25 protein-coding genes are annotated in these 25,822 nt (G+C 40.5%); 15 read left to right on the forward strand and 10 right to left on the reverse strand.

What is annotated here, in order from left to right; translation table 11 throughout:
• Positions 1–28: 28 nt before the first annotated feature.
• The 9 genes from GOM48_RS09795 (at position 29) to GOM48_RS00610 (ending at position 5,427) form a co-directional block, all read left to right on the forward strand.
• Complete coding sequence (locus tag GOM48_RS09795; RefSeq protein WP_000916947.1) at positions 29–232, forward strand: helix-turn-helix transcriptional regulator; 204 nt, start codon at positions 29–31, stop codon at positions 230–232.
• Positions 232–420 carry a hypothetical protein gene (locus GOM48_RS00575; protein WP_038804241.1) on the forward strand — a complete coding sequence of 63 codons (189 nt, stop codon included), beginning with the start codon at positions 232–234 and terminating at the stop codon, positions 418–420. The genes GOM48_RS09795 and GOM48_RS00575 overlap by 1 nt, the downstream gene beginning before the upstream one ends.
• Positions 407–604 carry a hypothetical protein gene (locus GOM48_RS00580; RefSeq protein WP_061599175.1) on the forward strand — a complete coding sequence of 66 codons (198 nt, stop codon included), beginning with the start codon at positions 407–409 and terminating at the stop codon, positions 602–604. The genes GOM48_RS00575 and GOM48_RS00580 overlap by 14 nt, the downstream gene beginning before the upstream one ends.
• A 3-nt stretch (positions 605–607) precedes the next feature.
• Positions 608–958, forward strand: a complete 351-nt coding sequence (locus tag GOM48_RS00585) for a PspC domain-containing protein (protein ID WP_235098702.1) — start codon at positions 608–610, stop codon at positions 956–958.
• Positions 959–971: 13 nt separating this feature from the next.
• On the forward strand, positions 972–1,706 hold the full coding sequence (locus GOM48_RS00590; protein WP_235097725.1) for a DUF3169 family protein: 735 nt from the start codon (positions 972–974) through the stop codon (positions 1,704–1,706).
• 9 nt (positions 1,707–1,715) lie between these two features.
• Entirely contained in the window at positions 1,716–2,357 is a 642-nt protein-coding gene (locus tag GOM48_RS00595; RefSeq protein ID WP_235097727.1) for a CPBP family intramembrane glutamic endopeptidase, read from the forward strand.
• Between the two features lie 17 nt (positions 2,358–2,374).
• Positions 2,375–2,593, forward strand: a complete 219-nt coding sequence (locus GOM48_RS00600) for a hypothetical protein (RefSeq protein ID WP_000832174.1) — start codon at positions 2,375–2,377, stop codon at positions 2,591–2,593.
• A 151-nt stretch (positions 2,594–2,744) separates the two neighbouring features.
• Positions 2,745–4,508, forward strand: a complete 1,764-nt coding sequence (aspS, locus tag GOM48_RS00605; RefSeq protein ID WP_235097729.1) for an aspartate--tRNA ligase — start codon at positions 2,745–2,747, stop codon at positions 4,506–4,508.
• On the forward strand, positions 4,486–5,427 hold the full coding sequence (locus tag GOM48_RS00610) for a YitT family protein (protein WP_235097731.1): 942 nt from the start codon (positions 4,486–4,488) through the stop codon (positions 5,425–5,427). The genes aspS and GOM48_RS00610 overlap by 23 nt, the downstream gene beginning before the upstream one ends.
• 88 nt (positions 5,428–5,515) lie before the next feature.
• Here GOM48_RS00610 and GOM48_RS00615 read toward each other — a convergent pair whose 3' ends face one another.
• The 8 genes from GOM48_RS00615 to GOM48_RS00650 form a co-directional block, all read right to left on the reverse strand.
• Positions 5,516–6,037 (reverse strand): ATP-binding protein, encoded by a 522-nt coding sequence (locus GOM48_RS00615; RefSeq protein ID WP_235097733.1) that lies wholly within the window; start codon positions 6,035–6,037, stop codon positions 5,516–5,518.
• A gap of 1 nt (position 6,038) precedes the next feature.
• On the reverse strand, positions 6,039–6,422 hold the full coding sequence (locus tag GOM48_RS00620; protein ID WP_235097735.1) for an ASCH domain-containing protein: 384 nt from the start codon (positions 6,420–6,422) through the stop codon (positions 6,039–6,041).
• On the reverse strand, positions 6,400–7,443 hold the full coding sequence (locus tag GOM48_RS00625; RefSeq protein WP_235097737.1) for a hypothetical protein: 1,044 nt from the start codon (positions 7,441–7,443) through the stop codon (positions 6,400–6,402). Before GOM48_RS00625 ends, GOM48_RS00620 begins: the two co-directional genes overlap by 23 nt.
• Positions 7,444–7,666: 223 nt before the next feature.
• Positions 7,667–8,653: a LacI family DNA-binding transcriptional regulator gene (locus GOM48_RS00630; protein WP_084925290.1), complete on the reverse strand. Its 987-nt coding sequence runs from the start codon at positions 8,651–8,653 to the stop codon at positions 7,667–7,669.
• 9 nt (positions 8,654–8,662) lie between these two features.
• Positions 8,663–9,463, reverse strand: coding sequence for a DUF1189 domain-containing protein (locus GOM48_RS00635; RefSeq protein WP_235097738.1), 801 nt, complete (start codon positions 9,461–9,463; stop codon positions 8,663–8,665).
• Between the two features lie 180 nt (positions 9,464–9,643).
• Positions 9,644–10,486, reverse strand: coding sequence for a sugar ABC transporter permease (locus tag GOM48_RS00640; protein ID WP_001065641.1), 843 nt, complete (start codon positions 10,484–10,486; stop codon positions 9,644–9,646).
• A 1-nt stretch (position 10,487) separates the two neighbouring features.
• Complete coding sequence (locus tag GOM48_RS00645) at positions 10,488–11,780, reverse strand: sugar ABC transporter permease (RefSeq protein WP_235097740.1); 1,293 nt, start codon at positions 11,778–11,780, stop codon at positions 10,488–10,490.
• A 124-nt stretch (positions 11,781–11,904) separates the two neighbouring features.
• The gene (locus GOM48_RS00650) at positions 11,905–13,176 is read right to left on the reverse strand and encodes an extracellular solute-binding protein (protein ID WP_084973527.1); all 1,272 of its coding nucleotides are present in this window, start codon (positions 13,174–13,176) and stop codon (positions 11,905–11,907) included.
• 475 nt (positions 13,177–13,651) lie between these two features.
• Here GOM48_RS00650 and malQ point away from each other — a divergent pair, with 475 nt between their 5' ends.
• A complete protein-coding gene (gene malQ / locus GOM48_RS00655) occupies positions 13,652–15,169 on the forward strand; it encodes a 4-alpha-glucanotransferase (protein ID WP_235097742.1) in 1,518 nt (505 codons plus the stop codon).
• Between the two features lie 24 nt (positions 15,170–15,193).
• Positions 15,194–17,452: a glycogen/starch/alpha-glucan family phosphorylase gene (glgP, locus tag GOM48_RS00660; protein ID WP_235097744.1), complete on the forward strand. Its 2,259-nt coding sequence runs from the start codon at positions 15,194–15,196 to the stop codon at positions 17,450–17,452.
• A gap of 62 nt (positions 17,453–17,514) precedes the next feature.
• On the opposite strand, the gene GOM48_RS00665 is transcribed toward glgP, so the two are convergent.
• Positions 17,515–18,363 carry a putative RNA methyltransferase gene (locus GOM48_RS00665; RefSeq protein ID WP_235097746.1) on the reverse strand — a complete coding sequence of 283 codons (849 nt, stop codon included), beginning with the start codon at positions 18,361–18,363 and terminating at the stop codon, positions 17,515–17,517.
• Between the two features lie 151 nt (positions 18,364–18,514).
• On the opposite strand from GOM48_RS00665, the gene GOM48_RS00670 reads away from it, so the two are divergent.
• Both GOM48_RS00670 and GOM48_RS00675 read left to right on the forward strand, forming a co-directional pair.
• Positions 18,515–18,793, forward strand: a complete 279-nt coding sequence (locus GOM48_RS00670; RefSeq protein WP_000910908.1) for a DUF6110 family protein — start codon at positions 18,515–18,517, stop codon at positions 18,791–18,793.
• Position 18,794: 1 nt separating this feature from the next.
• Complete coding sequence (locus GOM48_RS00675) at positions 18,795–20,858, forward strand: heavy metal translocating P-type ATPase (protein ID WP_235097748.1); 2,064 nt, start codon at positions 18,795–18,797, stop codon at positions 20,856–20,858.
• 77 nt (positions 20,859–20,935) lie between these two features.
• On the opposite strand, the gene tyrS is transcribed toward GOM48_RS00675, so the two are convergent.
• Positions 20,936–22,192 carry a tyrosine--tRNA ligase gene (gene tyrS, locus GOM48_RS00680; protein WP_235097750.1) on the reverse strand — a complete coding sequence of 419 codons (1,257 nt, stop codon included), beginning with the start codon at positions 22,190–22,192 and terminating at the stop codon, positions 20,936–20,938.
• Between the two features lie 140 nt (positions 22,193–22,332).
• On the opposite strand from tyrS, the gene pbp1b reads away from it, so the two are divergent.
• Both pbp1b and GOM48_RS00690 read left to right on the forward strand, forming a co-directional pair.
• Positions 22,333–24,795: a penicillin-binding protein PBP1B gene (gene pbp1b / locus GOM48_RS00685; RefSeq protein ID WP_235097752.1), complete on the forward strand. Its 2,463-nt coding sequence runs from the start codon at positions 22,333–22,335 to the stop codon at positions 24,793–24,795.
• Positions 24,796–24,875: 80 nt separating this feature from the next.
• Positions 24,876–25,784 carry a DMT family transporter gene (locus GOM48_RS00690; protein ID WP_235097754.1) on the forward strand — a complete coding sequence of 303 codons (909 nt, stop codon included), beginning with the start codon at positions 24,876–24,878 and terminating at the stop codon, positions 25,782–25,784.
• The last annotated feature ends 38 nt before the right edge of the window (positions 25,785–25,822 follow it).

Below are 25,822 nucleotides of genomic sequence, written 5' to 3' on the forward strand. Positions count from 1 at the left end.
CAAGATAAGAACAAAGGAGAAAAAAGACATGCTAAAAAATCGTCTAAAAGAGCTTCGGGCTCGCGATGGCCTGAATCAAACAGAGCTGGCCAAACTAGCTGGCGTGTCCAGGCAAACCATCAGTTTGCTAGAACGGGATGAGTACACCCCGTCCATTGTAATCGCCCTGAAGATTTCACAGATATTCAATGAACCAGTCGAGTCGGTATTTCGTATAGAGGAGGATGAGTGATGAACAAGTATAAAGTGATTTATTATATGAGTGTTTTTGCCTTTATTGTGAATGCTTTCGCTATGATTGGAACATTATTCGGTTGGTTTTATTTTGTTGAAAGTAAGTATTTGTTTTGGATTAATTTAGTCCTCTTGTCCATTTTCAATTGGTTAAAGAAGAAGGAGAAAAATGATGAACAAGTATAAAGTAATCTATTATGTAGTTGCCATAGCTCTATTAGTCAGTGTGTTTTTACTGATTGGGATGGACCTAGGCTGGTTTAATCCATATCAAAGCGACCAATTTGTTTGGGCCTACTTTGCTCTCATCCCAGTAGTTGACTGGATTGAAAAGAAATCCAAAAATCTAGCAAGTGAAAAAGGAGAATGAATGATGAAAAAGTTTTTAGCAGATTTTCAAGTAGATACTGAGCACAAAGAACTTGCGGGTGTTTGTGCAGGTTTAGGAAATTATTTTAATATTCAAGCCAATATCGTTCGTTTGGTGACAGTCTTGCTGTTTCTCTCTTCGACAGAGATTGGGATTATAACAGTAACTCTCTATGCCTATCTAGCAGGTTGGCTTGGCAATGAACCCTTGGGAGATGGGGCAAAAAAAGCTAGAAACCAAGCTATTCTTTTGTTTGCTGTTTGTTTGATTTTAGTATCACTTGGTTCAGAGGGATTGACATCTATTTTTGAATCAGGTAAAGCGTTTGGTCACTGGTTAGCTGGATTAGTTTAGAGAAAGGATGAATATGAAAAAGAAACGTGGATTGTTATTTTTAGCGGCTGTTGTCTTGGGAGGTTTCTTGGGCAGTTTTGCAGGGATGTTTAAGACACGTGCAGAATCCCATGGAACTATTTTAGATGTAAAGGTCTTGATACCATGGATATCAGCTATTTGTTTACTGTTAGGTTTTATTAGCATTCTTTTGACTTTCAATTTCTTAAAGAAAAGTAGAAAGTTTCACTCCTTGTATCAAGAGGAAATGGATGATGATCTGAATGAAACCTATTATGTACAAATGTATCGTAATCTTGAGTTTGGAACCATCGCTTTTAATATAACAGGCGTAGCGATTTTATTGTCTCTCTTCATTTCAGGAAGTGAAGTAATTGTACTGAATGTAAGCTATCTAACATTATCTCTTTCTTTTTTGGCATTAGTGATGGTTTTCAGTGCTCAAAAATATCTCTATAAAACAATTGCAATCGTTCGTCAGTTTGATTTGGAATTCTTCTCTACACCAAAGGATGTTTTGGACTATATAAATTCTTATGATGAAGGGGAGCGTCAGGCTAATTTGGAACAGAGTTTTCGGGTTTTATTCCAATTAAATCAGTATGTTTTGCCAGGTCTCTACTTTCTGATTGATCTCTTTTCTTTATTGACAGGAGAGATTCAGTTACTAGCCTTCTTGCTCGTAGGAACTATCCATATTTACATCAATGTGATGCAGTTACCTATGGTAAAACGCTATTTCAAATAGGAGGCCTATATGAACTTACTTAAAAATCTCGGCTGGTTTCTTCTAGCTGTTCTATCCTTTTTCTTTGGTTATGGTCTAGTTCAGAGTATGGCTTTATCAGCTCTTGGACTAGGGGCTTCAATATATGGAGTCTTACCACTTTATATCGCTCTGTCAGGGGCCTATGTTTATGGAGTTTACAGATGGTATCAGACAGAAAAGGTTAGCATCCAGACGACTGCTTTTAATCGTTATATCTGGTTGCCTACTCTGGTTTTGCTAGTGGCGATTACAGCCCAGTTCTTTTTGCCAGATGATCCGTCGGCTAATCAACAGACTGTATCACAATTGACATTGGCTCAGCCTGTCTTTGGTTTCTTTATGGTGGTGGTCTTTGCTCCTCTGACAGAAGAACTAATTTTTAGAGGGATGTTAGCGCGCTATCTCTTTCCTAAACAGAACAACAGCAAACAGACAACTCTGTTTCTCCTCGTATCGAGTGTGCTTTTTGCCTTGATTCATTTTCCAGGAACTTTGCAACAGTTTTTAGTTTATGCCAGTCTGGGATTGAGTTTGGGTCTGGCTTATGTGAGTCGAAAAGGTCTTCTTTACAGTATTTCTTTACACGCTTTGAATAATTTAATCGGCTTTTTGATGATACTCATGCTATAATAGAGTCAGGAGGTCACATGAAACGAGTAATTTTATTAGCAGTGATACAGGCGGTCGTTCTCTTCTTTATCATCGGGGCACTTGCCTATGCCTTTAAAGGCGACTTCTTTTACAACTATCTAGCGATTGTCTTTGCGCCTATTGCAGGTGTCTTGCGTTTTGCTTCGGCTTATGCGACGGAGATTGTTCTACCTAAAAAGGCAGCTGAGATTGCTGAAAAGCGTAAAAAAGGTTAAGAATCATAATCAGAGAATCCGATGACGTTTTCATCGGATTTTTTGTCTGTTCGTTTTGATTCCTAAAGACAATCAAACTTTTCTGCTGATTTTCATGAAGAGCCTGCGCTTTTATGGTAAAATAGTAACAGAATAAAAGAGGAGAGAAACAATGAAACGTAGTATGTATGCTGGTCGTGTTCGTGAGGAACACATCGGACAAGAAATGACCTTGAAAGGATGGGTTGGGCGTCGTCGTGACTTGGGTGGTTTGATCTTTATCGACCTTCGTGACCGTGAAGGGATCATGCAGTTGGTTATCAACCCTGAAAAAGTATCTGCAGAGGTCATGGCAACGGCTGAAAGTCTTCGTAGCGAATTTGTCATTGAGGTGACTGGACAAGTCGCTGCGCGTGAACAGGCAAATGATAAATTGCCGACTGGTGCAGTTGAGTTAAACGTGACAGCATTGACAGTGCTTAATACAGCTAAAACAACACCATTTGAGATTAAGGATGGGATTGAGGCCAATGACGATACGCGTTTGCGTTACCGTTACCTTGACCTTCGCCGTCCAGAGATGTTGGAAAACCTTAAGCTTCGTGCCAAGGTGACTCACTCTATCCGCAACTACTTGGATGAGTTGGAGTTTATCGATGTGGAGACGCCATTCCTTTCTAAATCAACGCCAGAAGGGGCGCGTGACTATTTGGTGCCATCTCGTGTCAATAAAGGGCATTTCTACGCGCTTCCTCAAAGTCCACAAATTACTAAACAGCTCTTGATGAATGCTGGTTTTGACCGTTATTACCAAATCGTCAAATGTTTCCGTGACGAAGACTTGCGTGGCGATCGTCAGCCTGAGTTTACTCAGGTCGACTTGGAAACATCCTTCCTTACGGAGCAAGAAATCCAAGATATTACAGAAGGCTTGATTGCGCGCGTGATGAAAGAAACCAAAGGCATTGACGTGACGCTTCCATTCCCTCGTATGAAGTATGATGACGCGATGGCTCTTTACGGTTCTGACAAACCAGATACTCGTTTTGATATGTTGCTTCAGGACTTGACAGAAGTTGTCAAGGGTGTTGATTTTAAAGTCTTCTCAGAAGCACCTACTGTAAAAGCCATTGTGGTTAAAGGAGCAGCAGATAACTACTCACGTAAAGACATCGACAAGATGACTGAAGTAGCCAAGCAGTACGGTGCCAAAGGTCTTGCTTGGGTCAAGGTGGTTGATGGAGAATTAAACGGACCAGTTGCCAAATTCTTGACTGGTATCCAAGCAGAATTGACTGCAGCACTCGGCCTTGAAGACAAGGATTTAGTTCTCTTTGTGGCGGATACGCTTGAGGTAGCTAATGCAACCCTTGGCTCCCTTCGTGGCCGTATCGCCAAAGAGCTTGGCTTGATTGATAATGATAAGTTCAACTTCCTTTGGGTGGTTGATTGGCCAATGTTTGAATGGTCTGAAGAAGAAGGCCGCTACATGAGCGCCCACCATCCATTTACCCTTCCACAGGAAGAAACAGCTCACGAATTAGAAGGTGATTTGGCTAAGGTTCGTGCCATTGCTTACGATATTGTCTTGAACGGTTATGAGCTTGGTGGTGGTAGCCTTCGTATCAACCAAAAAGACCTTCAAGAACGCATGTTCAAGGCTCTTGGTTTCTCAGTTGAAGAAGCAAATGACCAGTTTGGTTTCCTATTGGAAGCTATGGATTATGGTTTCCCACCACATGGTGGTTTGGCTATCGGTCTTGACCGCTTTGTGATGCTCTTAGCAGGAGAAGAAAATATCCGTGAAGTCATTGCCTTTCCTAAGAATAACAAGGCGACTGATCCAATGACTCAAGCTCCATCAACAGTCGCTCTCAAACAACTGAAGGAACTCAGCTTACAAGTAGAAGAAGATGAAACAAGCAAAACGAATTAAGCGGTGGCGCTATTATCTGCGCCGCTTTGCTTATCAGATAAAAATCTTACGAGTTTTACAAAGTATCTCTCGGGAAAAATATGATGAGAAAGTATCGGCTTCTCTGGTTTATGGCTTTTTGTCAGCAGTAGCAGTCAATTTCTTTTTTCAACCAGGACACGTTTACTCCAGTGGCGCGACGGGTCTGGCACAGATTATCTCTGCCTTGAGTCATCACTGGTTTGGTTTTTACATTCCGATATCGCTAACCTTTTATGCTATCAATTTTCCGTTGATGATTTTGGCTTGGTATCAGATTGGACATAAGTTTACGGTCTTTACCTTTATCACGGTATCCATGAGTTCCCTTTTTATCCAGTTTGTGCCCGTTGTGACGCTGACAGAGGATCCCATCATCAATGCCCTTTTTGGGGGTGTTGTCATGGGCTTGGGAATCGGCTTTGCTTTGCGCAATAGTATTTCCAGTGGAGGTACAGATATTGTCAGCCTCACCATTCGCAAGAAAACGGGGAAAAATGTCGGTAGTATTTCTTTCTTGGTCAATGGGACCATCATGTTGATTGCTGGGTTGACCTTCGGTTGGAAATACGCCCTCTACTCCATGATTACCATTTTTGTATCCAGTCGTGTGACAGATGCGGTCTTTACCAAGCAAAAACGGATGCAGGCTATGATTGTGACCAGTAATCCTGACAAGGTAATCGAAAAAATCCATAAAAAATTGCACCGAGGCGCTACCATGATCCACGATGCAGAAGGGACTTATAATCATGAAAGAAAAGCAGTCTTGATTACTGTTATCACGCGAGCAGAGTTTAATGATTTTAAACACATCATGAAACAAGTCGATCCGACAGCCTTCGTCTCTGTATCTGAAAATGTCCACATCCTAGGACGATTCGTAGAAACAGACAATTAGACATGCAAGACAGCAATATAGAACAGCGCCCCATAAGTTAGATTTTTGTTCAACTTATGGGGTGCTGTTCATATTTCAAAATTCATTTCTAGCCATTTAATAGATTTTTGAGTTCGTCTAATTTCGAATCATTATCATAAATAAAAATGGGAATATTTTTTAAACGAGAGAATTCCAAAGCTTGATTTTCCTCACTGTCTTGAAAAGACTCAATCAATTCTTGTTTCCAGTACTGATTATCCCTTTGCTCTAATCTCTCTCGAATAACGACAGGATGCTCTTTCTTCAATATAATTTTACTGATTTCCAAACCATCAAAAGTAGAAAAAGGTAATTTGACGATTTCCTTCGAATGATTTAAAAGTGTAAAATGTCCATCCAATATTACAACATCATTATCCTTAAATGGATAGGTCGCTAATTCTTGTTTCCACAGTTCTTGATTGTTAGTAATATTTTTTGTAAACTTATCGAAAGACTGTATTTTATTTCCTGCTTGACGAATTAGGTCGCTGATTGATAAGGCAACAAATTGCATATCCTTTTTTAGATTTTCTAACAAAGTTGTTTTACCAACACCATGGACACCTACTAATAAAATATATTCCAAACTAGTACCTCCTTATATAACAAAAAGATTGAGGTGCCGCTTTTATTGTAGAATCAAATTCTGATAGTTCGAGATGTTTATTATATTCTTTAAATTTTTTAATCTGAATAGCAAAACCACTATCTCTATCTTTAAAATACTCATAGAAAAATTCTTCTGAAATACCAGATAGGTGCTTAGTATCACTCCATAATTTATCAATATTTTCTTCTAAAATAGTTTCAATTTCGAATTCTCCAACTACTTTACCATATGGCTTCGTTGCGTAAACAACAATAGAGGAAATGTCCGAACGCTTAAAAACTTTCTTTCGATATTCAAATTTTTTCCTCCCCTCTATAATTTCTTCTACGAACTCTGGTTTAATTGATAATAAAGCTTTCATTTATCTCACCCATTTCTAAAATATCTCTAAATTGATTATCCGATAACTCTACACAAGTCCATCGTTGAGCATTAATCCCAACGATATCTCTTAAGTCTCTCCGAATAATTCTTTTGTTCAAAGAGATATTATAAAGCATTTTTATAATATATTTAGGATATTGATTATACCAAAACTTTTGCAGTTCTTCTTGACTAAAAATTGTCCCTTTACCACAATATTCTTGGAATTTATCAAAATTTTCAAAATCTGTTATCTGCCTAATCTCGCTAACAGTACATATTGTTGAAGCAACGGAGCTAAATTCTGCAGGTATGTCCCCTTCTGCTGTTCTATATATAACAATATGGTCCCCAGGTCGCATTTCAAGAACCTGTCTAGCAGCACTAATATAAATCTTTTCACTAGAATTTGTTACGGATAAGTCTTCAACATAGTGATGTCTCTCAGTACGTAATTGAGACTCTGGGAACATCTTTGTATGATACTGAGGAAATATAGAAAGCAAATATTTTTTAGTAGGACATTGAAGTGACAAACGAGGAAAATCTTTATAGATATCATTAAGGACTGCTAAATCTTTAAAATAAACTAACTCTCCATTATTCTTTGTTCCCCATTGACGAAAACCAAATTTCTCAAAAAGATTAATTAAACCTGTCTGTCTAGGAAACAAAGTAACATAAGTAAAATCATGACCATCATTCAACATTTTTCTTAAGATAATGCTTAAGAAACGCTGTCCAAGAACAGTGCCATGAGAATCAATTTTAAAGGTTCCAATTTTCAAACGGCGTCGCATATCAAAAGAAGGAGTAATACTGTCATCAGCCTCCTTTTCATCTTTAAGATACAAAAAGCCCAGTAATTGATTGTTATCCACCAAAACATAGGCGTCTTCTCCGCCTTTTCTACTAAGCCATGAATTGAATCCGGGATAGTCAGCTCTTAAAGAATTAAAAAAAGGATTCTCAACATCGAGACTATCAATTCTAACCTTTTGAATCACATCGTTTGTCATAATTTGCCTCTCAAAAATTTATATAACTAATTATACCATAACTTCACAATGCCCGTTAAAAAATAATGTTCATAATTAGAGTATTTATATCAATTATCAGCTTGGGAATGATTTTTAGTAGTATAATTTTGTATATGTCTTTCAATATTCAAATATCGCCCTATAAGTTATATTTTCTTCACCTAACTTATAGGGCGATATTTGAATTATTCGGAGCTGGTCTTTATTTTTCGATAATTTTGTGAGCAATCAACTGACGGTAACAAATCTGTCTATTATTTTTCGCGTCATTGATAATCTGCAAAATTGTTTCAAATGATGTTCGTCCAAGTTCAAGACTATTGATATCAACATAGGCTACTAGGTCGAGTCGAGGATTGACAGAGTCGAAACTCAAGACAGGAACAGTTAACTGATGCTTACTGATGTAGTCACAAACCCCTTCAGCCAAAAGGCTGTCGGTTGTGATGATGGCATCAATCTGCGGATCATGCTTAAACAGGAGTTTGCTGAATTGATACCCCTTTTCTTCTAGAAATTCATTTGCAAAGTAAGTCAGGTTCGTATCAATCGAAAGTTGGTGTTGTTTGAGTGCCAATTCGTAACCTTTTAGACGGTCTTGTGTAACGAAAAGTTTCTTGGTTCCTCCGATAAAGGCAATTCTGCTACAGCCCTTTTTGATGAAATACTCAGTTGCATCAAAACCGGCTTGGACATTATCATTGTCGACAAGTGGGATAAAGGGTGAGAGAGATTTTCCGAGGATGAGGAAAGGAAACTGTTCTTCCGCTACGAGCTTCACTAGTGGATCTTCTTCCTGAGCGTAGAGGAAGATTAGACCATCGACACGTTTCCCATAGACCATTTGAGAAATGGCATTGAGACGCTCCTTCTCATCTTTACCAGTCGCAATCTGAATAGCATAGTGGTTTTCAGATGCGACTTGGGCGATCCCTCGTAGGACAGATGGGAAGAAAGGATTTTGGTAGAAGGCATCTGAGTCGTCAGGCAATACCAGACCGATAACCTGAGTATAGCTACTCACCAAACTACGAGCATTGAGATTGGGATGGTAATTGAGTTCCTTCATAGCCTTGCGAACTCGTTTTTTTGTTTCATCACTAATGGTTGATTTGTTTTGAATAACGCGGGTTACGGTTGAAGGTGAGACACCTGCAGCCTTGGCCACATCTTTAATCGTAACGGGCATAAAAATCTCCTATTTATGATAATCTGGATCACGGAAATGTGTTTTGTAAAAAATAGTGACCAGATAAAGAACAAAAAGAATGTTTTGTACAGTGATAAGGGTTGACATATTTTGGCCAAAAAGTCCCAAAACAAGCGTAATCAAAGTTGGCAATCCTAAACAGTTCAAGATAAAATGGTAGCACTCTTTAAAGCTTCTAAATGAAAAGAGGCGTGATTTTTTGGTGATATAAAGGAGAAGACTAGCTCCAAGAGAGACAATGAAGAAATTCAATCCAAAGAGGAAGCTAGCACCAAGGACGAGAAAGAGACTGATATAGACACGGTTCTGCTGGTACCAGTCTTTAGAAATAGCCTGAGTTAAAGTTTCCTTACTCTGGAAACTCTCCGTTTGAATGACGTGGTAGCGAATGCGGGTCAGTTCCTTGCTTTCCTTGCTGATGACGAGTTCTTCGGTATCAAAATGAAGTTGCAAATCCTTTGGCAATTCCTTGCTTGGGCTTGGTCCAATCAGAAGGGAAGCTTGCTGATTTTTAGTCCCAGAATAGCTCAGTTTTCCATCTACTATCTGCGTATTCTCTGACAAGTCCATGATAGCTTCATCTGTCAGGGGTGTGTAGACATTATCTATAAACGTATCCAATGGATACGTTTCCTGTGAGCTGTTTTGAATGGCAATTGGAACCATAGACAAGCTGATGAGGAAAATGCTAGTAAAGAGGAGTTGAAACCAGTTGAGTCCGAAACGTTTTGACAGGGGCTTACGAAATCCCCAGATACTAGTAAAATACGAGAATGGATATGGAAGCATAGGCATCTTTCTAAAAGTGTTTTCTATATGAGTAATATTATATAGAGAAATGTACTTTATTTCAAGTCTAGTAGATAAAGTGCTTATTGAAAAGCGGCTCTTATTACTATTTGTCGTCTTGAGTCTAATCTTTCAACTTTAGAAACAAGATCCAAAATGAAAAAGGGTGGCGGGGATAGATTATCCCTTGTCGCCACCACTTGTAAGTCCTGAAACAAAGTTCTTTTGTAGGAAGAAGAAGAGAATACAGATTGGAAGCGCGATGAGGATAGCACCTGCTGAGAAGTAGGCGATCTTCATGTTTTTCACATTGCTAACGAAGGTTTGGAGACCGACGGCAACAGTAAAGTATTCTTTCTCACGAAGCAAGAAACTAGAGAGGATGTAGTCTCCGAAAGGCCCCATGAAGGCCCAGAGAGCTTGTACAGCTACCATTGGGCGAACAAGTGGGAGAACAATTTGCCAGAAGCGACGGAAGTGTCCTGCACCATCTAGTTTCGCAGATTCGTCAAGAGACATTGGCACGGTATCAAAGTAACCTTTCATGAGCCAAGCATTCATCGGAATACCTCCACCGACGTAGAGGAAGATGAGGAACCAGCTGTGGTTAAGGGCGTTCAACATAAGTGCCATAACGAAGAAGGCAGTCAAGGCGGCCATAGTTGGCACCATTTGGATGATCAAGAAGAAGACCAAACTTTGTTTACGAGCCAAGAAGTTGTAACGGCTGTAAGCATAACCAGCAAGTACGATGATACTTGTTTGAACAACCATGGTAATCAAGGCGATAATCAAGGTATTGAGATACCAAGTACCGTATAAGGTTTCAGTAAAGAGTCCTTTAAAGTTATCAAAATTGAAGTCGATGTTAGTATCTAGTTTAAAGGCTGCGACGTTACCTGCTTTAAAGGCTGACATGATGGTAATCAAAAGTGGATAGATAATGACAATTGATAGGCCAATCAAGTAGAGGTAAGTGAGGGTTTGAGTCAGTCTACGTTTGAGTTTGATTGAGTTATTCATCTTAGACGTCCTCCATATCAAATGCGTGTAGTTTCTTGAATGCGATCATAGAGATTGAGATGACAATGATAGAGATGATCAAGGTAACAGCTGCCGCCATTGAGTATTGAGGAGATGTACCTGTTGTCAAACGGTAAATCCATGAGATCAAGATATCAGTTGAACCGGCTCCGCCACCAACGCTACCAGGACCTCCGCCGTTGAAGAGGTACATGATAGAGAAGTTGTTAAAGTTGAAGGTGTATTGGCTGATCAATGTTGGAGCTGCAACAGCTAAAATCATAGGGAAAGTGATGTTGCGGAATTTTTGCCAAGCATTGGCACCATCGATGTAAGCCGCTTCGTAGAGGTCGTTAGGAATAGACTGCAAGATACCCAAGGTCAAAACGTAGATGTATGGGAATCCCAGCCAACCCTGCATCATAATCAATGCAATCTTAGTCCAAGTTGGATTTGTTTTCCAAGGGATAAGAGCTCCATCTAGGAAAGGAAGGACCTTAGACAAAAGAGGCAAGACTTGCGTATTGATGGCACCAACACTATCGTTAAACATATTTGAGAATGTCAAGATAGTGATGAAGGCTGGAACAGCCCAAGGAAGAAGGAAAATAACACCAAAGATACGTTTTCCTTTGATAAATGGTTGGTTAGCAATGATAGCGGTGAAGATACCAATCACAATCTGCAAAGTAGAAGCAGACAAGGCCCAGATGATGGTCCAAGAAAGAACGGAACCAAAGGCTGAACGGAAGGTACTTAAGCTCCAGATGTTTGTGAAGTTAGTCAAACCAACCCAGTCCAACAATTTGTTTGGTGGCAAGTGTTGGAAGTCATAGTTGGTAAAGGCAATCATCAAGGTTACGATAACTGGGAAGATAATTGCAAATGTCATCGCTACATACGATGGGATAATCAAAAGGTATGGGAATCCATTCTCATAAATGCCTTTAATCATATCCTTGAAGGTACGAGCTACAGGAATACCGTTGTTGATACGTTTAGCAGTCGTATGTGCGTCCTTGATATTAAAGATATAAAAGAGCAGGTAAACGACTACAAAGATTAAATGGAAGGCACCACGAATCAGCATGAAAAGTGAATTATCACGACCAGGTTTGTCACCAAGTGTGATCAAATTGCTCAATTCAGGGCTTGCAAGTGTTAGAAAATACAGAACAAATAAAACGGTAACACCAAGAAAAATAAATCCTTTAGCTTTTTGTTTGTTATAAATTTGTCCTAAACCAGGAATGATTGACAGCAAGGCTGCTTTGCGAGGCTGTTGTTTTTCCATGATTACTCCTTTCATAGGATGCGAGATAAAACTCGGATTCGATCGTAAGATACGTGCGTATGATAATAGGCGTATCTATACATTCAAAGGGGGATTTTGCTTCCACCCCCCTTGAACAAATCAATTATTCACCAAATTTTTGTTTGATTGTTTCCTTGATCAATGTTACAGCATCGTTAGCAGCTGTTTTCGCATCTTTCTTACCACTTACAGCTTCAAAGAGCATTGTTTTAGCTGGGTCCCAAACAGCTGACATTTGTGAGATGTTTGGCATTGGTTGAGCGTTCTTGAACTGTTCAATCACGGCTGTTGTCAACTCATCTTTTTTGCCTTCAGCATAAGTACGAGCTTCAGTATTAGCTGGGATTTCGTTTGTAGTGTCGTAGAACGCTTTTTGTTGTTCAGTTGATACAAGGAAGTCTACAAATTTTTGTGCAGCTTCAAGATTCTTAGTGCTTGATGGGATGATCCAAGCTTTACCACCACCGAATGCTGAGTAGTCTTTTCCGTTTGGAAGAGTTGGGATAGTCGCAACACCGTAGTTTACTTTAGCATCTTTGAATGCTTGAGCTTTCCAAGGGCCGTCAATGATAGCAGCAGTTTTACCTTCTTGGAATTGAGTTTGGATTAAGTTTGGAGCTCCTTCAGTATCTTGCATACCTTTAGGCCATTTTTCATACCAAGATTTAGCATAGTTGATAGCTGTAATTGAACCTTCGTTTGCAAGTCCGATATCTTTAGGATCTTTACCGTTTTGGCCAAATACATAACCGCCATTACCAGCAAGGAGTCCGTATGCGTAGTAGAAGTTTGTCCAGTCGGCTAGGAATGCAGTGGTTTTGCCATCTTCACCAGCGAAAGCGTATTTGCTGTCTTTAGCAAGGTTTTCCAAATCAGCAAATGTTTTAGGAGCTTCTTTAAGCAAATCTTTGTTATAGTACAAAACGAGTGATTCGATAACAGCTGGAGCACCATAGACTTTACCGTCAGCAGCTGTTACAAGAGATTTAGTTTTATCATCTGTTTTAGCGCCGTCGCTCAATTTCACTTCTGAAAGTTGTCCGTCAGTACCAAGGCTACCTACGCGGTCGTATGGTGCCATCATAACGTCAGCAGCTTGACCTGATTGGTTGTCAAGAGAAAGTTTGTCAAGACCACCCATTTGGTCACCAGATTTGATGTTAACTTTTGTTCCTGATTCTTTTTCATAAGCTGCAGCAACTTTTTCAGCGTAGGCTTTGTATTGGTCTTCAACGTAAAGAGTGATTTCTTTTGCTTCAGATGAGCTAGTATCAGCAGCTTTATCAGCAGTTTTGCTTCCGCAAGCTACCAAAAGCAAGCTAGCAAGAGTAGCAGTTCCGAGCACAGCAGCGCTCTTCATGAATTTAGATGACATAGTGTATTCCTCCTAAAGAATAACAAAAATAATTTAATGAGAAAACGCAAACGTTTTCTTTTATGTGCCTAGTATAGCACAAACGGAAAACGGTTGCAAGTATTTTTAGAAAAAATTTTAAAAAAATTTTAAGGTTTCAAACATTTGTTAAAGCCCTTATATAAGAAAGAACTTAAAATATTTGTTTTTCTTGAATTGAAAATATATTAGGGAAACGATTGCGTAAATTTGGCTCGATTTTTCAGAAAATAGAGCAGAAGTTTGGAATGAATTATCTTAAATTAGAAAATTTTTAAAAAATTTTTCGCTCATTTCATAAAATATCAGTGGGAACAAGTTTTGGTTGATTAAAATAATTCAAAAAAATTTTTTAAAAACGCTTGCATTTGTGTTTAAAATGCGCTATACTTAACTTAACGCAAACGTTTGCGCCTTGATTGCGCAACGTTTTATAACAAACACATGAGGTGCTATTATGAAAAAACGTCAAAGTGGTGTGTTGATGCACATCTCTTCTCTACCAGGAGCATACGGGATTGGTTCATTTGGTCAGACTGCCTATGATTTCGTTGACTTCTTGGTTCGTACGAAGCAACGTTACTGGCAAATCCTCCCTCTTGGGACAACAAGCTATGGAGATTCTCCATACCAATCATTCTCAGCCTTTGCTGGAAATACGCATTTTATCGACCTTGATATCTTGGTAGAACAAGGCTTGCTCGAAGCTAGTGACCTTGAAGGTGTTGACTTTGGTAGCGATGCATCTGAAGTTGACTATGCGAAGATTTATTACGCACGTCGTCCGCTTTTAGAAAAAGCAGTTAAACGTTTCTTGGAAGTGGGTGATGTCAAAGACTTTGAGAAGTTTGCTCAAGACAACCAATCATGGCTTGAACTCTTTGCAGAATATATGGCGATCAAAGAGCATTTTGACAATCTTGCTTGGACAGAATGGCCAGATGCAGATGCTCGTGCCCGTAAAGCTTCAGCACTTGAAAGCTACCGTGAGAAATTGGCAGACAAGTTGATTTACCATCGTGTGACTCAATACTTCTTCTTCCAACAATGGTTGAAATTGAAAGCCTACGCTAACGACAACCACATCGAAATCGTTGGTGACATGCCTATCTACGTAGCGGAAGATTCAAGCGACATGTGGGCAAATCCACATCTCTTCAAGACAGATGCCAATGGTAAAGCAACTTGCATCGCAGGATGCCCACCAGATGAGTTTTCTGCCACTGGTCAGCTTTGGGGGAACCCAATCTATGACTGGGAAGCGATGGACAAAGACGGTTACAAATGGTGGGTTGAACGCTTGCGCGAAAGCTTCAAGATCTATGATATCGTTCGTATCGACCATTTCCGTGGTTTCGAATCTTACTGGGAAATTCCTGCTGGTTCCGATACAGCGGCACCTGGTAAATGGGTGAAAGGTCCTGGCTACAAACTCTTTGCAGCCGTTAAGAAAGAACTTGGTGACTTAAACATCATCGCAGAAGACCTTGGTTTCATGACAGATGAAGTCATCGAATTGCGTGAACGCACTGGCTTCCCAGGAATGAAGATTCTTCAATTCGCCTTCAACCCAGAAGACGAAAGTATCGATAGCCCGCACTTGGCACCTGCCAACTCTGTTATGTACACAGGAACACACGATAACAATACAGTCCTTGGTTGGTACCGTAATGAGATTGACGATCCAACTCGTGAATACATGGCTCGTTACACGAACCGTAAAGAGTACGAAACAGTGCCACACGCAATGCTTCGCACAGTATTTTCATCCGTTAGCTTCATGGCTATTGCAACCATGCAAGACTTGCTAGAACTAGATGAGTCAGCTCGTATGAACTTCCCATCTACTCTTGGCGGAAACTGGTCATGGCGTATGACAGCAGATCAATTGACACCAGCTGTTGAAGAAACTTTGCTTGACTTGACTACAATTTATCGCCGAATTAATGAAAATTTGGTAGAATTAAAGAAATAAGACAATATCAGGAGACACATAAACATGTTACCATTAAACGAATTTGTACAAAAACGTTACAATAAAACTATTGCAGAATGTAGCAATGAAGAGCTTTACCTTGCTCTTCTCAACTACAGCAAGCTTGCTAGTAGCCAAAAGCCAGTCAACACTGGTAAGAAAAAAGTTTACTACATCTCAGCTGAGTTCTTGATCGGTAAACTCTTGTCAAACAACTTGATTAACCTTGGTCTTTACGACGATGTGAAAAAAGAACTTGCTGCTGCAGGTAAAGAGTTGATCGAAATCGAAGAAGTAGAATTGGAACCATCGCTTGGTAACGGTGGTTTGGGACGTTTGGCAGCCTGCTTTATCGACTCAATCGCTACACTTGGTTTGAATGGTGATGGTGTTGGATTGAACTACCACTTTGGTCTTTTCCAACAAGTTCTTAAAAACAACCAACAAGAAACAATTCCTAACGCTTGGTTGACAGAGCAAAACTGGTTGGTACGCTCAAGCCGTAGCTACCAAGTGCCATTTGCACACTTCACATTGACATCTACTCTTTACGATATCGATGTACCTGGTTACAAGACAGCTACTAAAAACCGCTTGCGTTTGTTTGACTTGGATTCAGTTGATTCTTCTATCATCGAAGATGGTATCAACTTTGACAAGACAGATATCGCTCGCAACTTGACTCTCTTCCTTTACCCAGACGATAGCGACAAGCAAGGTGAATTGCTCCGTATCTTCCAACAATACTTCATGGTTTCAAACGGTGCACAATTAATCATCGACGAAGCAATCGAGAAAGGAAGCAACTTGCATGACCTTGCAGACTATGCAGTTGTACAAATCAACGATACTCACCCATCAATGGTGATCCCTGAATTGATCCGTCTCTTGACTGCGCGTGGTATCGAACTTGATGAAGCAATCTCTATCGTTCGTAGCATGACTGCCTACACTAACCACACAATCCTTGCTGAAGCCCTTGAAAAATGGCCTCTTGAATTCTTGGAAGAAGTGGTTCCTCACTTGGTACCAATCATCGAAGAATTGGACCGCCGTGTGAAGGCAGAATACAAAGATCCAGCTGTTCAAATCATCGACGAGAGCGGACGTGTTCACATGGCTCACATGGATATCCACTACGGATACAGCGTAAACGGGGTTGCGGCTCTTCACACTGAGATCTTGAAGAACTCTGAGTTGAAAGCCTTCTACGACATCTACCCAGAAAAATTCAATAACAAAACAAACGGTATCACATTCCGTCGTTGGCTCATGCATGCTAACCCAAGCTTGTCTCACTACTTGGATGAGATTATTGGCCGTGGTTGGCACCATGAAGCAGATGAGCTTGAAAAACTCTTGTCATACGAAGACAAGGCTGCTGTCAAAGAAAAATTGGAAAGCATCAAGGCTCACAACAAACGTAAATTGGCTCGTCACTTGAAAGAACACCAAGGTGTGGAAATCAATACAAACTCTATCTTTGATATCCAAATCAAACGTCTTCACGAGTACAAACGCCAACAAATGAACGCTTTGTATGTGATCCACAAATACCTTGATATCAAGGCTGGTAACATCCCTGCTCGTCCAATCACAGTCTTCTTTGGTGGTAAAGCAGCTCCTGCCTACACAATTGCCCAAGACATCATTCACTTGATCCTTTGCTTGTCAGAAGTGATTGCTAACGACCCAGCTGTAGCTCCACACTTGCAAGTCGTAATGGTTGAAAACTACAACGTTACTGCGGCAAGCTTCCTTATCCCAGCATGTGACATCTCAGAACAAATCTCACTTGCTTCTAAAGAAGCTTCAGGTACTGGTAACATGAAATTCATGTTGAATGGAGCTTTGACTCTTGGTACTATGGACGGAGCTAACGTGGAAATCGCTGAATTGGTTGGCGACGAAAACATCTACATCTTCGGTGAAGATTCAGAAACTGTTATCGATCTTTACGCAAAAGCAGCTTACAAATCAAGCGAATTCTACGCTCGTAAAGCTATCAAACCATTGGTTGACTTCATCGTGAGCGATGCTGTTCTTGCAGTAGGTAAGAAAGAACGCTTGGAACGTCTTTACAACGAATTGATCAACAAAGACTGGTTCATGACTCTTCTTGACTTGGAAGATTACATCAAAGTGAAAGAGCAAATGCTTGCTGACTACGAAGACCGTGACGCATGGTTGGATAAAGTCATCGTTAACATTTCTAAAGCAGGATTCTTCTCATCTGACCGTACAATCGCTCAGTACAACGAAGATATCTGGCACTTGAACTAATAATTACATAATTTAAACCCGTACCTTGAAGGTGCGGGTTTTGTCTTATCTGAAAGTTTTATTTACAGTACTTTCCCAACCAAAATCTCTGCCTCAATGGTAATCTCTGTCAGTTGACTCCAGTCAATCTTGGTTTGGTCAACGTGAAAGAGTAAGGGTGTCATGGCAAGCAGGGCTTGGCGTTGCTCTTCTGTGATGAGTTTTGTCAGGGAGGCTATTTGGCTAGATTGGATGCTGAAGTGTTCTTGGAAATGTTCTCTGATATCTTGGTTGGAATAGTCCTTCTTTGTCAGCTGGTCCTGCACCATTTGACGGATTTCTGTGAGGTGATTTTCAGTTGGGATGACCTTGATCAAGATACCATCTTTGGATAAAACGCGACGAAATTCCCCATAGTTGGCAGGGGAAAAGATATCAAGCAGGATATCCATGCTAGCGTCTTTTATAGGAAGACGAGCCAGGTCACCGACAAACCAATTAACCGCCCAGTTGGGTTCGCTTTTGGCAGCGATTTGAACGGAATCTTTGGAAATATCAAAGGCATAGAAGGTTTTATCAGAGTGTTTTTCTTGGAGCTTGCGAGAGTAGAATCCTTCGCCACAGCCGATATCCAAGACTGTTTTTGCGGATGGATTAGTTGTTAGTAAGTCCGAGATACCTTCTAAAATAGCCTGATAAAAACCAGCTTCAAGAATTTGCTGGCGATTTTGAAAGTTTTCTTTGTTGTAGTTGGCAGATTGCTTGATCTGAGGAGCCAAGTTGACATAGCCGAATTTTGCCAGATCAAAAGAATGGCGATTGCTACACTTGAGACTAGTTTCGACCAAGGTCAGATTTTCTTGGCAGATGGGGCAGGCAAAGGAGCTAGCAGCAACAAAGCGCTGGAGTTTTGGTTTGAGGTTTGTATTCATAGTTTAAGTGTATCAAAAGAGACAAGTGAAAGCAACTTCAGGAGTAAGTAGATGGGAGATTCAGTAGAAATAAAACTAATTCTTCAATTTATAAAATGAAATTGCTTTTATATCTAAATTGCTATATAATAATGATAAGGAGGAAATAAGTATGTTAAAAGAAGTACTAACCGTTGCAAAAGTTGCGAAAAAATCTTCATTATTTTTGGGTGGTGTCGCATTTGGTACCCTTGGTTTGAAAATCTTAGCAAGTAAGGAAGCTAAAAAAGGTTATTCTAAAGCTTTGGCTAAGGCTTACAAGTTTAAAGATGAGCTAGATGCATCTGTTTCTGTTGTGAAGCAACATGGAGACGATGTTTTGCAAGATGCTAAATATTTGTATGAGCAAGAGAAAAAAGAAGAGCAATTAGATAGCCTTATAGGAGAATAATATGTCTTTTAAAGTGCTATATAGAGGATATCAACATATCCGACTATCATCTTCTTTTTCACTCACCTTGGATATTCAAGACTATCTTCGTTCCTTGGCGAGAGATGAGAAGGGAATTGAGTCTATTCAGTTTTACATGGATCAACAGCACTTTACCCTACGTATAAAAGAAGGCTTCTCTGTATTAGACAATGCAGAAGCCTTTTTAAAAAGAATTGATAAAGGGAAAGTTTCTGAGTTGATGACTCTTCCTGTTCGTAGAGAAGAGAGTGCCTATTCTATCGTTTCAGGTGCAGCGATTAAGCGTGTGCTTTTTCGTAGTTTTGTACCTTATCCTATTCGATATATCTGGACCTGTTACCAGGCTTTGGGTTATGTTAGAGAAGCCTATCAGACCCTAGCGCGTAAGGAACTAACGATGGAGGTCTTGGACTGTTCGGCGATTTTATTGTCTTTGTTCATGAATCAATCCAAGACTGCCAGCAACATCATGTTTATGCTTGATTTGGGGAATCATTTAGATCAGTGGTCCTTGAAAAAAACTGCAACAGATTTAGAACAAAGCCTTCTTGCAAAAGAAAGCGATGTATTCTTGGTACAGGGTGATACGGTCGTTAGTATCAAGAGTTCCGATGTTCAAATAGGAGATGTCTTGGTCCTATCTCAAGGAAATGAAATTCTGTTTGATGGACAAGTAGTTTCAGGTTTAGGTATGGTCAACGAAAGTTCCTTGACGGGAGAGAGTTTTCCAGTTGAAAAAAGAGAGTCTGATTTGGTTTGTGCAAACACAGTCTTGGAGACTGGGGAGCTACGCATTCGTGTAACCGATAATCAGATGAACAGCCGTATTTTACAGCTGATTGAGTTGATGAAGAAATCTGAAGAAAATAAGAAAACGAAACAACGCTATTTCATCAAGATGGCGGACAAGGTCGTCAAATATAATTTCTTGGGGGCTGGTCTGACTTACCTATTAACGGGCTCTTTTTCTAAGGCTATTTCATTCCTATTGGTCGATTTCTCCTGCGCTTTGAAAATCTCTACTCCTGTAGCTTATTTGACAGCTATCAAAGAGGGGTTGAACCGTGAAATGGTGATTAAGGATGGAGATGTTCTAGAGAAATATCTGGAAGTTGATACTTTCTTGTTTGATAAGACAGGAACAATCACAACTAGCTATCCTATAGTTGAAAAGGTGTTACCTTTTGGGGATTATAGCGAGGAAGATATTCTCAGAATCAGTGCCTGTCTTGAGGAACACATTTATCATCCTATTGCTAATGCCATTGTCAAGCAAGCTGAGATAGAGGGGATTGAACATGAGGAAATGCATGGGAAACTCCAATATATTGCAAGCAAGGGAATTAAGTCCCATATTGATGGGCAACCAGTTCTTATTGGAAATTATGTCTTGATGCAGGATGAGCAGATTCATATCAGTTCGGAGCAAAATGCTTTAATTGAAGAGTACAAGAGTCACTACAATCTCTTATTCTTAGCTTATCAGAATGAATTGATTGGAATGTTCTGCATTCATACTCCTTTGAGAAAAGAAGCAAAAGTAGCCTTGGAGAAACTTAAGGCACAAGGGAAAAAATTGATTCTGGCCACAGGGGACACCCTGGTTAGGACAGAGGAATTAGTAAAAGATTTGCCGTTTGATCAGGTCTATACAGACTTGAAACCTGATGGGAAATTTGAGTTAGTAGAGGAACTGCAGAAAGCAGGTCATACTATTTTGATGGTTGGAGATGGGTTGAATGACTCAGCGGCTCTAACCCTATCAGATATCGGTGTGGTGATGAATGAGAGCGCAGATATTTCTAAGCAGATGAGTGATATCTTATTGTTAGATAATCGCTTGGATTTCTTCCAAGAGTTGGATTCGCTATCATCATCTTTGCAAATACTCATCAAGAAGAATATTCAAGATACCATTGTCGTAAATAGTAGTTTGATTGGCTTTGGCTTATTTAATTGGCTCAGTCCTTCAAATCTCTCTATCTTACATAATCTAACAACCTTGCGCATTGTCTTGCGTAGTCTGTCTATTAAAAATAGATAGATGAGAGTTATTAACAGAAAAAAGGAGTTACCTTTCTTGAGGTTAACTCCTTTGTTTATAGGTAAATGTTGAAGAGTTTAGTAAGTCAATACGAAGTATTTTTTCTTCCCGCGACGGATAACAGTTAGTTCGTTTTCTAACTTATCTGCGTCAGTCAAGACATAGTCAAGGTCTTGGATACGGTCACCATTTACGTAGATAGCACCGTTTTGAACGTCTTCACGGGCTTGGCGTTTTGAGTTAACTACACCAGATGACACGAGAAGTTCTACGATATTGTGGTTTTCATCTGCTTGAACTTGGTAGTTTGGCACTCCACGAAGTCCTTGTTTGAGTTCTTTAACAGAAAGGTTTTTGATGTTTCCTGCAAAGAGTTGCTCAGTGATGTTGAGGGCTTCTTTGTAGGCTTCTTCTCCGTGAACAAGTGTGACGACTTCACGAGCCAAGACTTTCTGAGCCAAGCGTTCGTGTGGCGCCGCTTCAAACTGTTTACGGATGTCTTCGATCTCATCCAGTGACAAGAAAGTAAAGATTTTCAAGAAGCGAACGGCGTCAGCATCCATGACGTTCATCCAGAATTGGTACATTTCGTATGGGGAAGTCTTTTCAGGATTGAGCCAGACTGCGTTTCCTTCTGATTTACCAAATTTCTTACCAGTTGCGTCTGTAATGAGTGGCACTGTGATCACGTGGCCAGTCTTATCAGCCTTACGGCGAAGCAATTCGGTACCTGCGGTCATATTTCCCCACTGGTCAGAACCACCGATTTGTAGCGTTACGTTGTGCTCTTGGTTAAGGACAAAGAAGTCATAACCTTGCATGATTTGGTAGGCAAACTCAGTGTAAGAAATTCCTGTTTCAATCCGTTTTTTCACAGACTCCTTACTCATCATGTAGTTGACAGTGAAGTATTTTCCGATATCACGGAGGAAGTCAATGAAGCTGATGCTGCCAAACCAGTCGTAGTTGTTGACCATGACAGCTTTATTTTCCCCATTTTCAAAATCAAGAAAACGAGAAAGTTGTCCTTGGATAGACTTGACCCAGCCCTCTACTGTGTCTTTTGTTTGGAGACTACGTTCAGCATCTTTGAAGGACGGATCTCCGATGAGACCTGTAGCACCGCCAACGAGCGCATAAGGTTTGTGACCTGCTAGTTGCAAACGACGACTTGTCAAGATTGCGACAAGGTGACCTAGGTGAAGGCTGTCAGCAGTTGGATCGTAGCCAGTATAATAAGAAACTTGACCTTCTTCTAGGGCTTTGCGCAAAGCTTCTTCATCAGTCGTTTGAAAGATCAAACCACGCTCTTTTAGCTCATCAAAAATGTGCATGTGTCTTTTCTCCTTTATAAAATATTGTTTCTACCTATTGTATCACAAACTTGGTCAATAGCCTAGTAGAATAGGGAAGAAAGTGGCTATTTTATTGAAAGTTTCCCTTTTATGGTATAATAAAGAAAGCGAGGACATTCATGAAAAAAAGAATTGATGAATTAAAAACTAAAATGCTGCATTTTTTCCAGCAACTAACTGCCAAATGGGAGAAAAAGCAAGCAAGTAAAAAGACTGATAAGAAAGTAGCTTCTTCTGACAAAGTCAGAAGGGTTGGGTCTATTTTGGCTAAGGTTTTGAGTGCTTTTAAAGTGACCTTCAACACTCTCTTTATTCTGGCCTTTATCGGTGGACTGTTTGGTGCTGGGGTGGCTATGGGATATGGAGTGGCTCTATTTGACAAGGCCCAGGTACCTCAAACAGAAGAACTGGTCAAGCAAGTGAAGGATATTGCCTCTATCTCAGAAATCACTTATTCTGACGGCAGTACCATTGCTTCGATTGAGGGCGATTTGTTGCGCACTTCAGTCGCTTCAGGTGCTATTTCGGATAATCTTAAAAAGGCTATCATTGCGACAGAGGACGAGAATTTCAACGAGCACAAGGGAGTTGTGCCTAAGGCCGTTATTCGTGCGACCTTGGGAACCTTTGTCGGTCTAGGGTCGTCCAGTGGTGGTTCGACCTTGACCCAGCAGGTTATCAAGCAGCAAGTGGTAGGGGATGCTCCCACTCTAGCTCGTAAGGCGACAGAAATCATAGATGCTCTAGCTTTAGAACGGGTTATGGGTAAGGATGAGATTTTAACAACCTACCTTAACATTGCTCCTTTTGGCCGCAATCACAAAGGTCAAAATATTGCAGGTGCCCAGCAGGCTGCAGAAGGAATTTTCGGTGTTAATGCTTCAGATTTGACGATACCTCAAGCTGCCTTTATCGCAGGCTTGCCACAGAGTCCGATTAGTTATTCCCCTTATGAATCTGATGGCAGTATGAAGAGTGATGAGGATATGGCTTTGGGAATCAAGCGTGCCAAGGATGTCCTCTACAATATGTATCGGACAGGAGCTCTGAGTCAGGAAGATTACGACAAGTACAAGAATTATGACTTTAAGCAAGACTTTCTACCATCAGGTAGTGTCAACGGTACGGCGCGTGACTATCTCTACTATGCAACCTTGGCAGAAGCTACCGATCGAATGTACGACTATCTAGTTGAGAGAGATCATGTCTCTGCTCAAGAGTTAAAGAATGAGTTCATCCAGAAAGCTTATCATGACCTAGCAACCAAGGAAATTGAAAATGGTGGATATAAGATTACGACAACTATCAATAAAAATGTTCATGCTGCGATGCAAAATGCGGTTGCGACCTACGGCTACCTGCTAGATGATTCGACAGGTCAGCCTGAGGTGGGGAATGTCCTCATGGACAACCAAACGGGAGCCATCCTTGGATTTGTTGGTGGCCGTAATTACCAAGAAAATCAGAACAATCACGCTATCGATACCAAGCGTTCTCCAGCTTCAACCACTAAGCCTATACTGGCCTATGGTATCGCGATTGACCAAGGTTTGATGGGAAGTGCAAGCATCTTGTCTAACTACCCGACAAACTTTTCAAACGGCAATCCCATCATGTATGTCAATAGTCCTGGTACAGGGATGATGACCTTAGGAGAAGCCCTCAACTATTCATGGAATATCCCAGCCTACTGGACTTATCGTACGCTCCGAGAGAAGGGTGTCGATGTCAAGGGATATATGGAAAAAATGGGTTATGAAATCCCAGAATATGGTATCGAAAGTTTACCGATGGGTGGGGGGATTGATGTTACAGTTGCCCAGCATACCAACGGATATCAGACTCTGGCCAACAACGGAGTTTACCATAAGAAACATATGATTGCGAAGATTGAATCGACGACGGGACAAGTGATTTATGAGCATAAAAGTCAACCTGTCCAAGTTTATTCAAAAGCGACAGCGACCATCATGCAGAATCTGCTTCGGGAGGTGATCTCATCTCGAATTACTTCGAGCTTCCAGACCGACTTGGCTTCCATCAATCCAAGCCTAGCTCGCGCCGACTGGATTGGAAAAACTGGTACGACCAATGAAGATGAAAATATGTGGCTCATGCTTTCTACGCCACGCTTGACTCTAGGGGGCTGGTTAGGTCACGACGACAACCGACCGTTAGCTAAAGGAGCAGGTCACTACCGCAACGCCAATTATATGGCCCACTTGGTCAATGCCATTCAACAAGCCGAACCTGGCATATGGGGAAATGAGCGCTTTAGTCTAGATCCAAGCGTGACCAAGTCTCAAGTCCTCAAATCGACAGGAGAGAAACCTGGCAAGGTCACAATCAATGGCAAAGAAGTCACCGTTTCAGGTTCTACAGTAACGAGCTATTGGGCTACTAAAGAAGGGGCGCCAGTAACCACTTACCGCTTTGCCATCGGAGGGAGCGATGCCGATTATCAAAATGCTTGGAAGAGTATTTTAGGAAGTTTACCCACTCTTCCTACCCCAACTCTCCCAAGCTCAAGTAGCAGTTCGGGAACAAGCTCATCAACTCGCTCAAATCAATCAAATCGATAGAATAAAAAAGTAGCATGATTCATTCAATAATATTTTTCATGCTACTTTTTTCTTTTTTCATTTCGTGTTACAATAGGAGAATGAATAAGTATCAAAAGAAGATTTTTAAGGGAACTCTATATTCACTGTTGTCAGGTCTAATCTGGGGGATTTGTGGTATTTTAGGAGAATATTTTTTCGCCCATTATCAGGTGTCGTCTGGCTGGATCACTTCCATGCGCTTGCTAGTGGCAGGGAGTTTGGTTTTAGTTTTATCAGCCTTTCAGTTACGCACCCAGTTATTGGATATCTGGCGGGACAAGAAAAATTATCTGCCTTTTTTAGCCTATGCTATTCTAGGTATTTTTTCTGTGCAGTTTTTCTTTTATCTCTGTGTTGAGTATTCCAATGCGACGACGGCGACCATTTTGCAATTTATCAGTCCAGTTTTTATCTTGTTTTATAATCGTATCGTCTATAAAAAGAAGGCTTCTATCACAGCCATTCTCTATGTTTTAATTGCCATGTTAGGTGTTTTTTTGATGGCCACAAAAGGAGATTTGTCCCAGTTGTCCATGACTCCCTTAGCTTTGGTCACTGGACTCCTCAGTGCTGTAGGTGTTATGTTCAACGTTATCCTGCCTCAGCGTTTTGCACGTGACTATGGTTTTGTGCCAACCGTTGGTTGGGGGATGTTGCTAGCAGGTGTTTTTAGCAATTTTCTTTATCCTATTCATCAGATTACCTTCCAACTTGATGTGACGAGCCTTTTGATTTGTTTTACTATTGCTGTGTTTGGAACGGCTTTCGCTTTTTTCCTTTCGATGAAGGCTGTGCTACTCGTCTCACCGTTAGTTGTGTCAGTTGTGAGTGCCAGTGAACCTTTATCTTCCGCATTGTTAAGTGTGCTATTTCTAGGTATGGTTTTGGATGGTTTTCTAGCTTTGGCTATGATTTTGATTATCGTTCCGATGGTTTTCTTATCAATTGAGGAAACGAAGGAAAGGTAAAATGTTCTGTTCGAGTGCTTAAGGCTTCAAATTTGAAG

It is taken from the genome of Streptococcus oralis (assembly GCF_021497885.1).
Lineage (GTDB): Bacteria > Bacillota > Bacilli > Lactobacillales > Streptococcaceae > Streptococcus > Streptococcus oralis_BQ.

What these genes read in the sequence shown, in the direction of transcription:
- GOM48_RS00590 (WP_235097725.1), top strand. Translation starts at nt 972, where the DNA reads ATGAAAAAGAAACGTGGATTGTTATTTTTAGCGGCTGTTGTCTTGGGA.
- GOM48_RS00575 (WP_038804241.1), top strand. Translation starts at nt 232, where the DNA reads ATGAACAAGTATAAAGTGATTTATTATATGAGTGTTTTTGCCTTTATT.
- GOM48_RS00675 (WP_235097748.1), top strand. Translation starts at nt 18,795, where the DNA reads ATGTCTTTTAAAGTGCTATATAGAGGATATCAACATATCCGACTATCA.
- glgP (WP_235097744.1), top strand. Translation starts at nt 15,194, where the DNA reads ATGTTACCATTAAACGAATTTGTACAAAAACGTTACAATAAAACTATT.
- GOM48_RS00690 (WP_235097754.1), top strand. Translation starts at nt 24,876, where the DNA reads ATGAATAAGTATCAAAAGAAGATTTTTAAGGGAACTCTATATTCACTG.
- GOM48_RS00610 (WP_235097731.1), top strand. Translation starts at nt 4,486, where the DNA reads ATGAAACAAGCAAAACGAATTAAGCGGTGGCGCTATTATCTGCGCCGC.
- GOM48_RS00670 (WP_000910908.1), top strand. Translation starts at nt 18,515, where the DNA reads ATGTTAAAAGAAGTACTAACCGTTGCAAAAGTTGCGAAAAAATCTTCA.
- GOM48_RS09795 (WP_000916947.1), top strand. Translation starts at nt 29, where the DNA reads ATGCTAAAAAATCGTCTAAAAGAGCTTCGGGCTCGCGATGGCCTGAAT.
- GOM48_RS00635 (WP_235097738.1), bottom strand. Translation starts at nt 9,463, where the DNA reads ATGCTTCCATATCCATTCTCGTATTTTACTAGTATCTGGGGATTTCGT.
- GOM48_RS00650 (WP_084973527.1), bottom strand. Translation starts at nt 13,176, where the DNA reads ATGTCATCTAAATTCATGAAGAGCGCTGCTGTGCTCGGAACTGCTACT.
- GOM48_RS00580 (WP_061599175.1), top strand. Translation starts at nt 407, where the DNA reads ATGAACAAGTATAAAGTAATCTATTATGTAGTTGCCATAGCTCTATTA.
- GOM48_RS00625 (WP_235097737.1), bottom strand. Translation starts at nt 7,443, where the DNA reads ATGACAAACGATGTGATTCAAAAGGTTAGAATTGATAGTCTCGATGTT.
- GOM48_RS00640 (WP_001065641.1), bottom strand. Translation starts at nt 10,486, where the DNA reads ATGAATAACTCAATCAAACTCAAACGTAGACTGACTCAAACCCTCACT.
- GOM48_RS00645 (WP_235097740.1), bottom strand. Translation starts at nt 11,780, where the DNA reads ATGGAAAAACAACAGCCTCGCAAAGCAGCCTTGCTGTCAATCATTCCT.
- malQ (WP_235097742.1), top strand. Translation starts at nt 13,652, where the DNA reads ATGAAAAAACGTCAAAGTGGTGTGTTGATGCACATCTCTTCTCTACCA.
- GOM48_RS00600 (WP_000832174.1), top strand. Translation starts at nt 2,375, where the DNA reads ATGAAACGAGTAATTTTATTAGCAGTGATACAGGCGGTCGTTCTCTTC.
- GOM48_RS00585 (WP_235098702.1), top strand. Translation starts at nt 608, where the DNA reads ATGAAAAAGTTTTTAGCAGATTTTCAAGTAGATACTGAGCACAAAGAA.
- GOM48_RS00620 (WP_235097735.1), bottom strand. Translation starts at nt 6,422, where the DNA reads ATGAAAGCTTTATTATCAATTAAACCAGAGTTCGTAGAAGAAATTATA.
- pbp1b (WP_235097752.1), top strand. Translation starts at nt 22,333, where the DNA reads ATGAAAAAAAGAATTGATGAATTAAAAACTAAAATGCTGCATTTTTTC.
- tyrS (WP_235097750.1), bottom strand. Translation starts at nt 22,192, where the DNA reads ATGCACATTTTTGATGAGCTAAAAGAGCGTGGTTTGATCTTTCAAACG.
- GOM48_RS00595 (WP_235097727.1), top strand. Translation starts at nt 1,716, where the DNA reads ATGAACTTACTTAAAAATCTCGGCTGGTTTCTTCTAGCTGTTCTATCC.
- aspS (WP_235097729.1), top strand. Translation starts at nt 2,745, where the DNA reads ATGAAACGTAGTATGTATGCTGGTCGTGTTCGTGAGGAACACATCGGA.
- GOM48_RS00665 (WP_235097746.1), bottom strand. Translation starts at nt 18,363, where the DNA reads ATGAATACAAACCTCAAACCAAAACTCCAGCGCTTTGTTGCTGCTAGC.
- GOM48_RS00630 (WP_084925290.1), bottom strand. Translation starts at nt 8,653, where the DNA reads ATGCCCGTTACGATTAAAGATGTGGCCAAGGCTGCAGGTGTCTCACCT.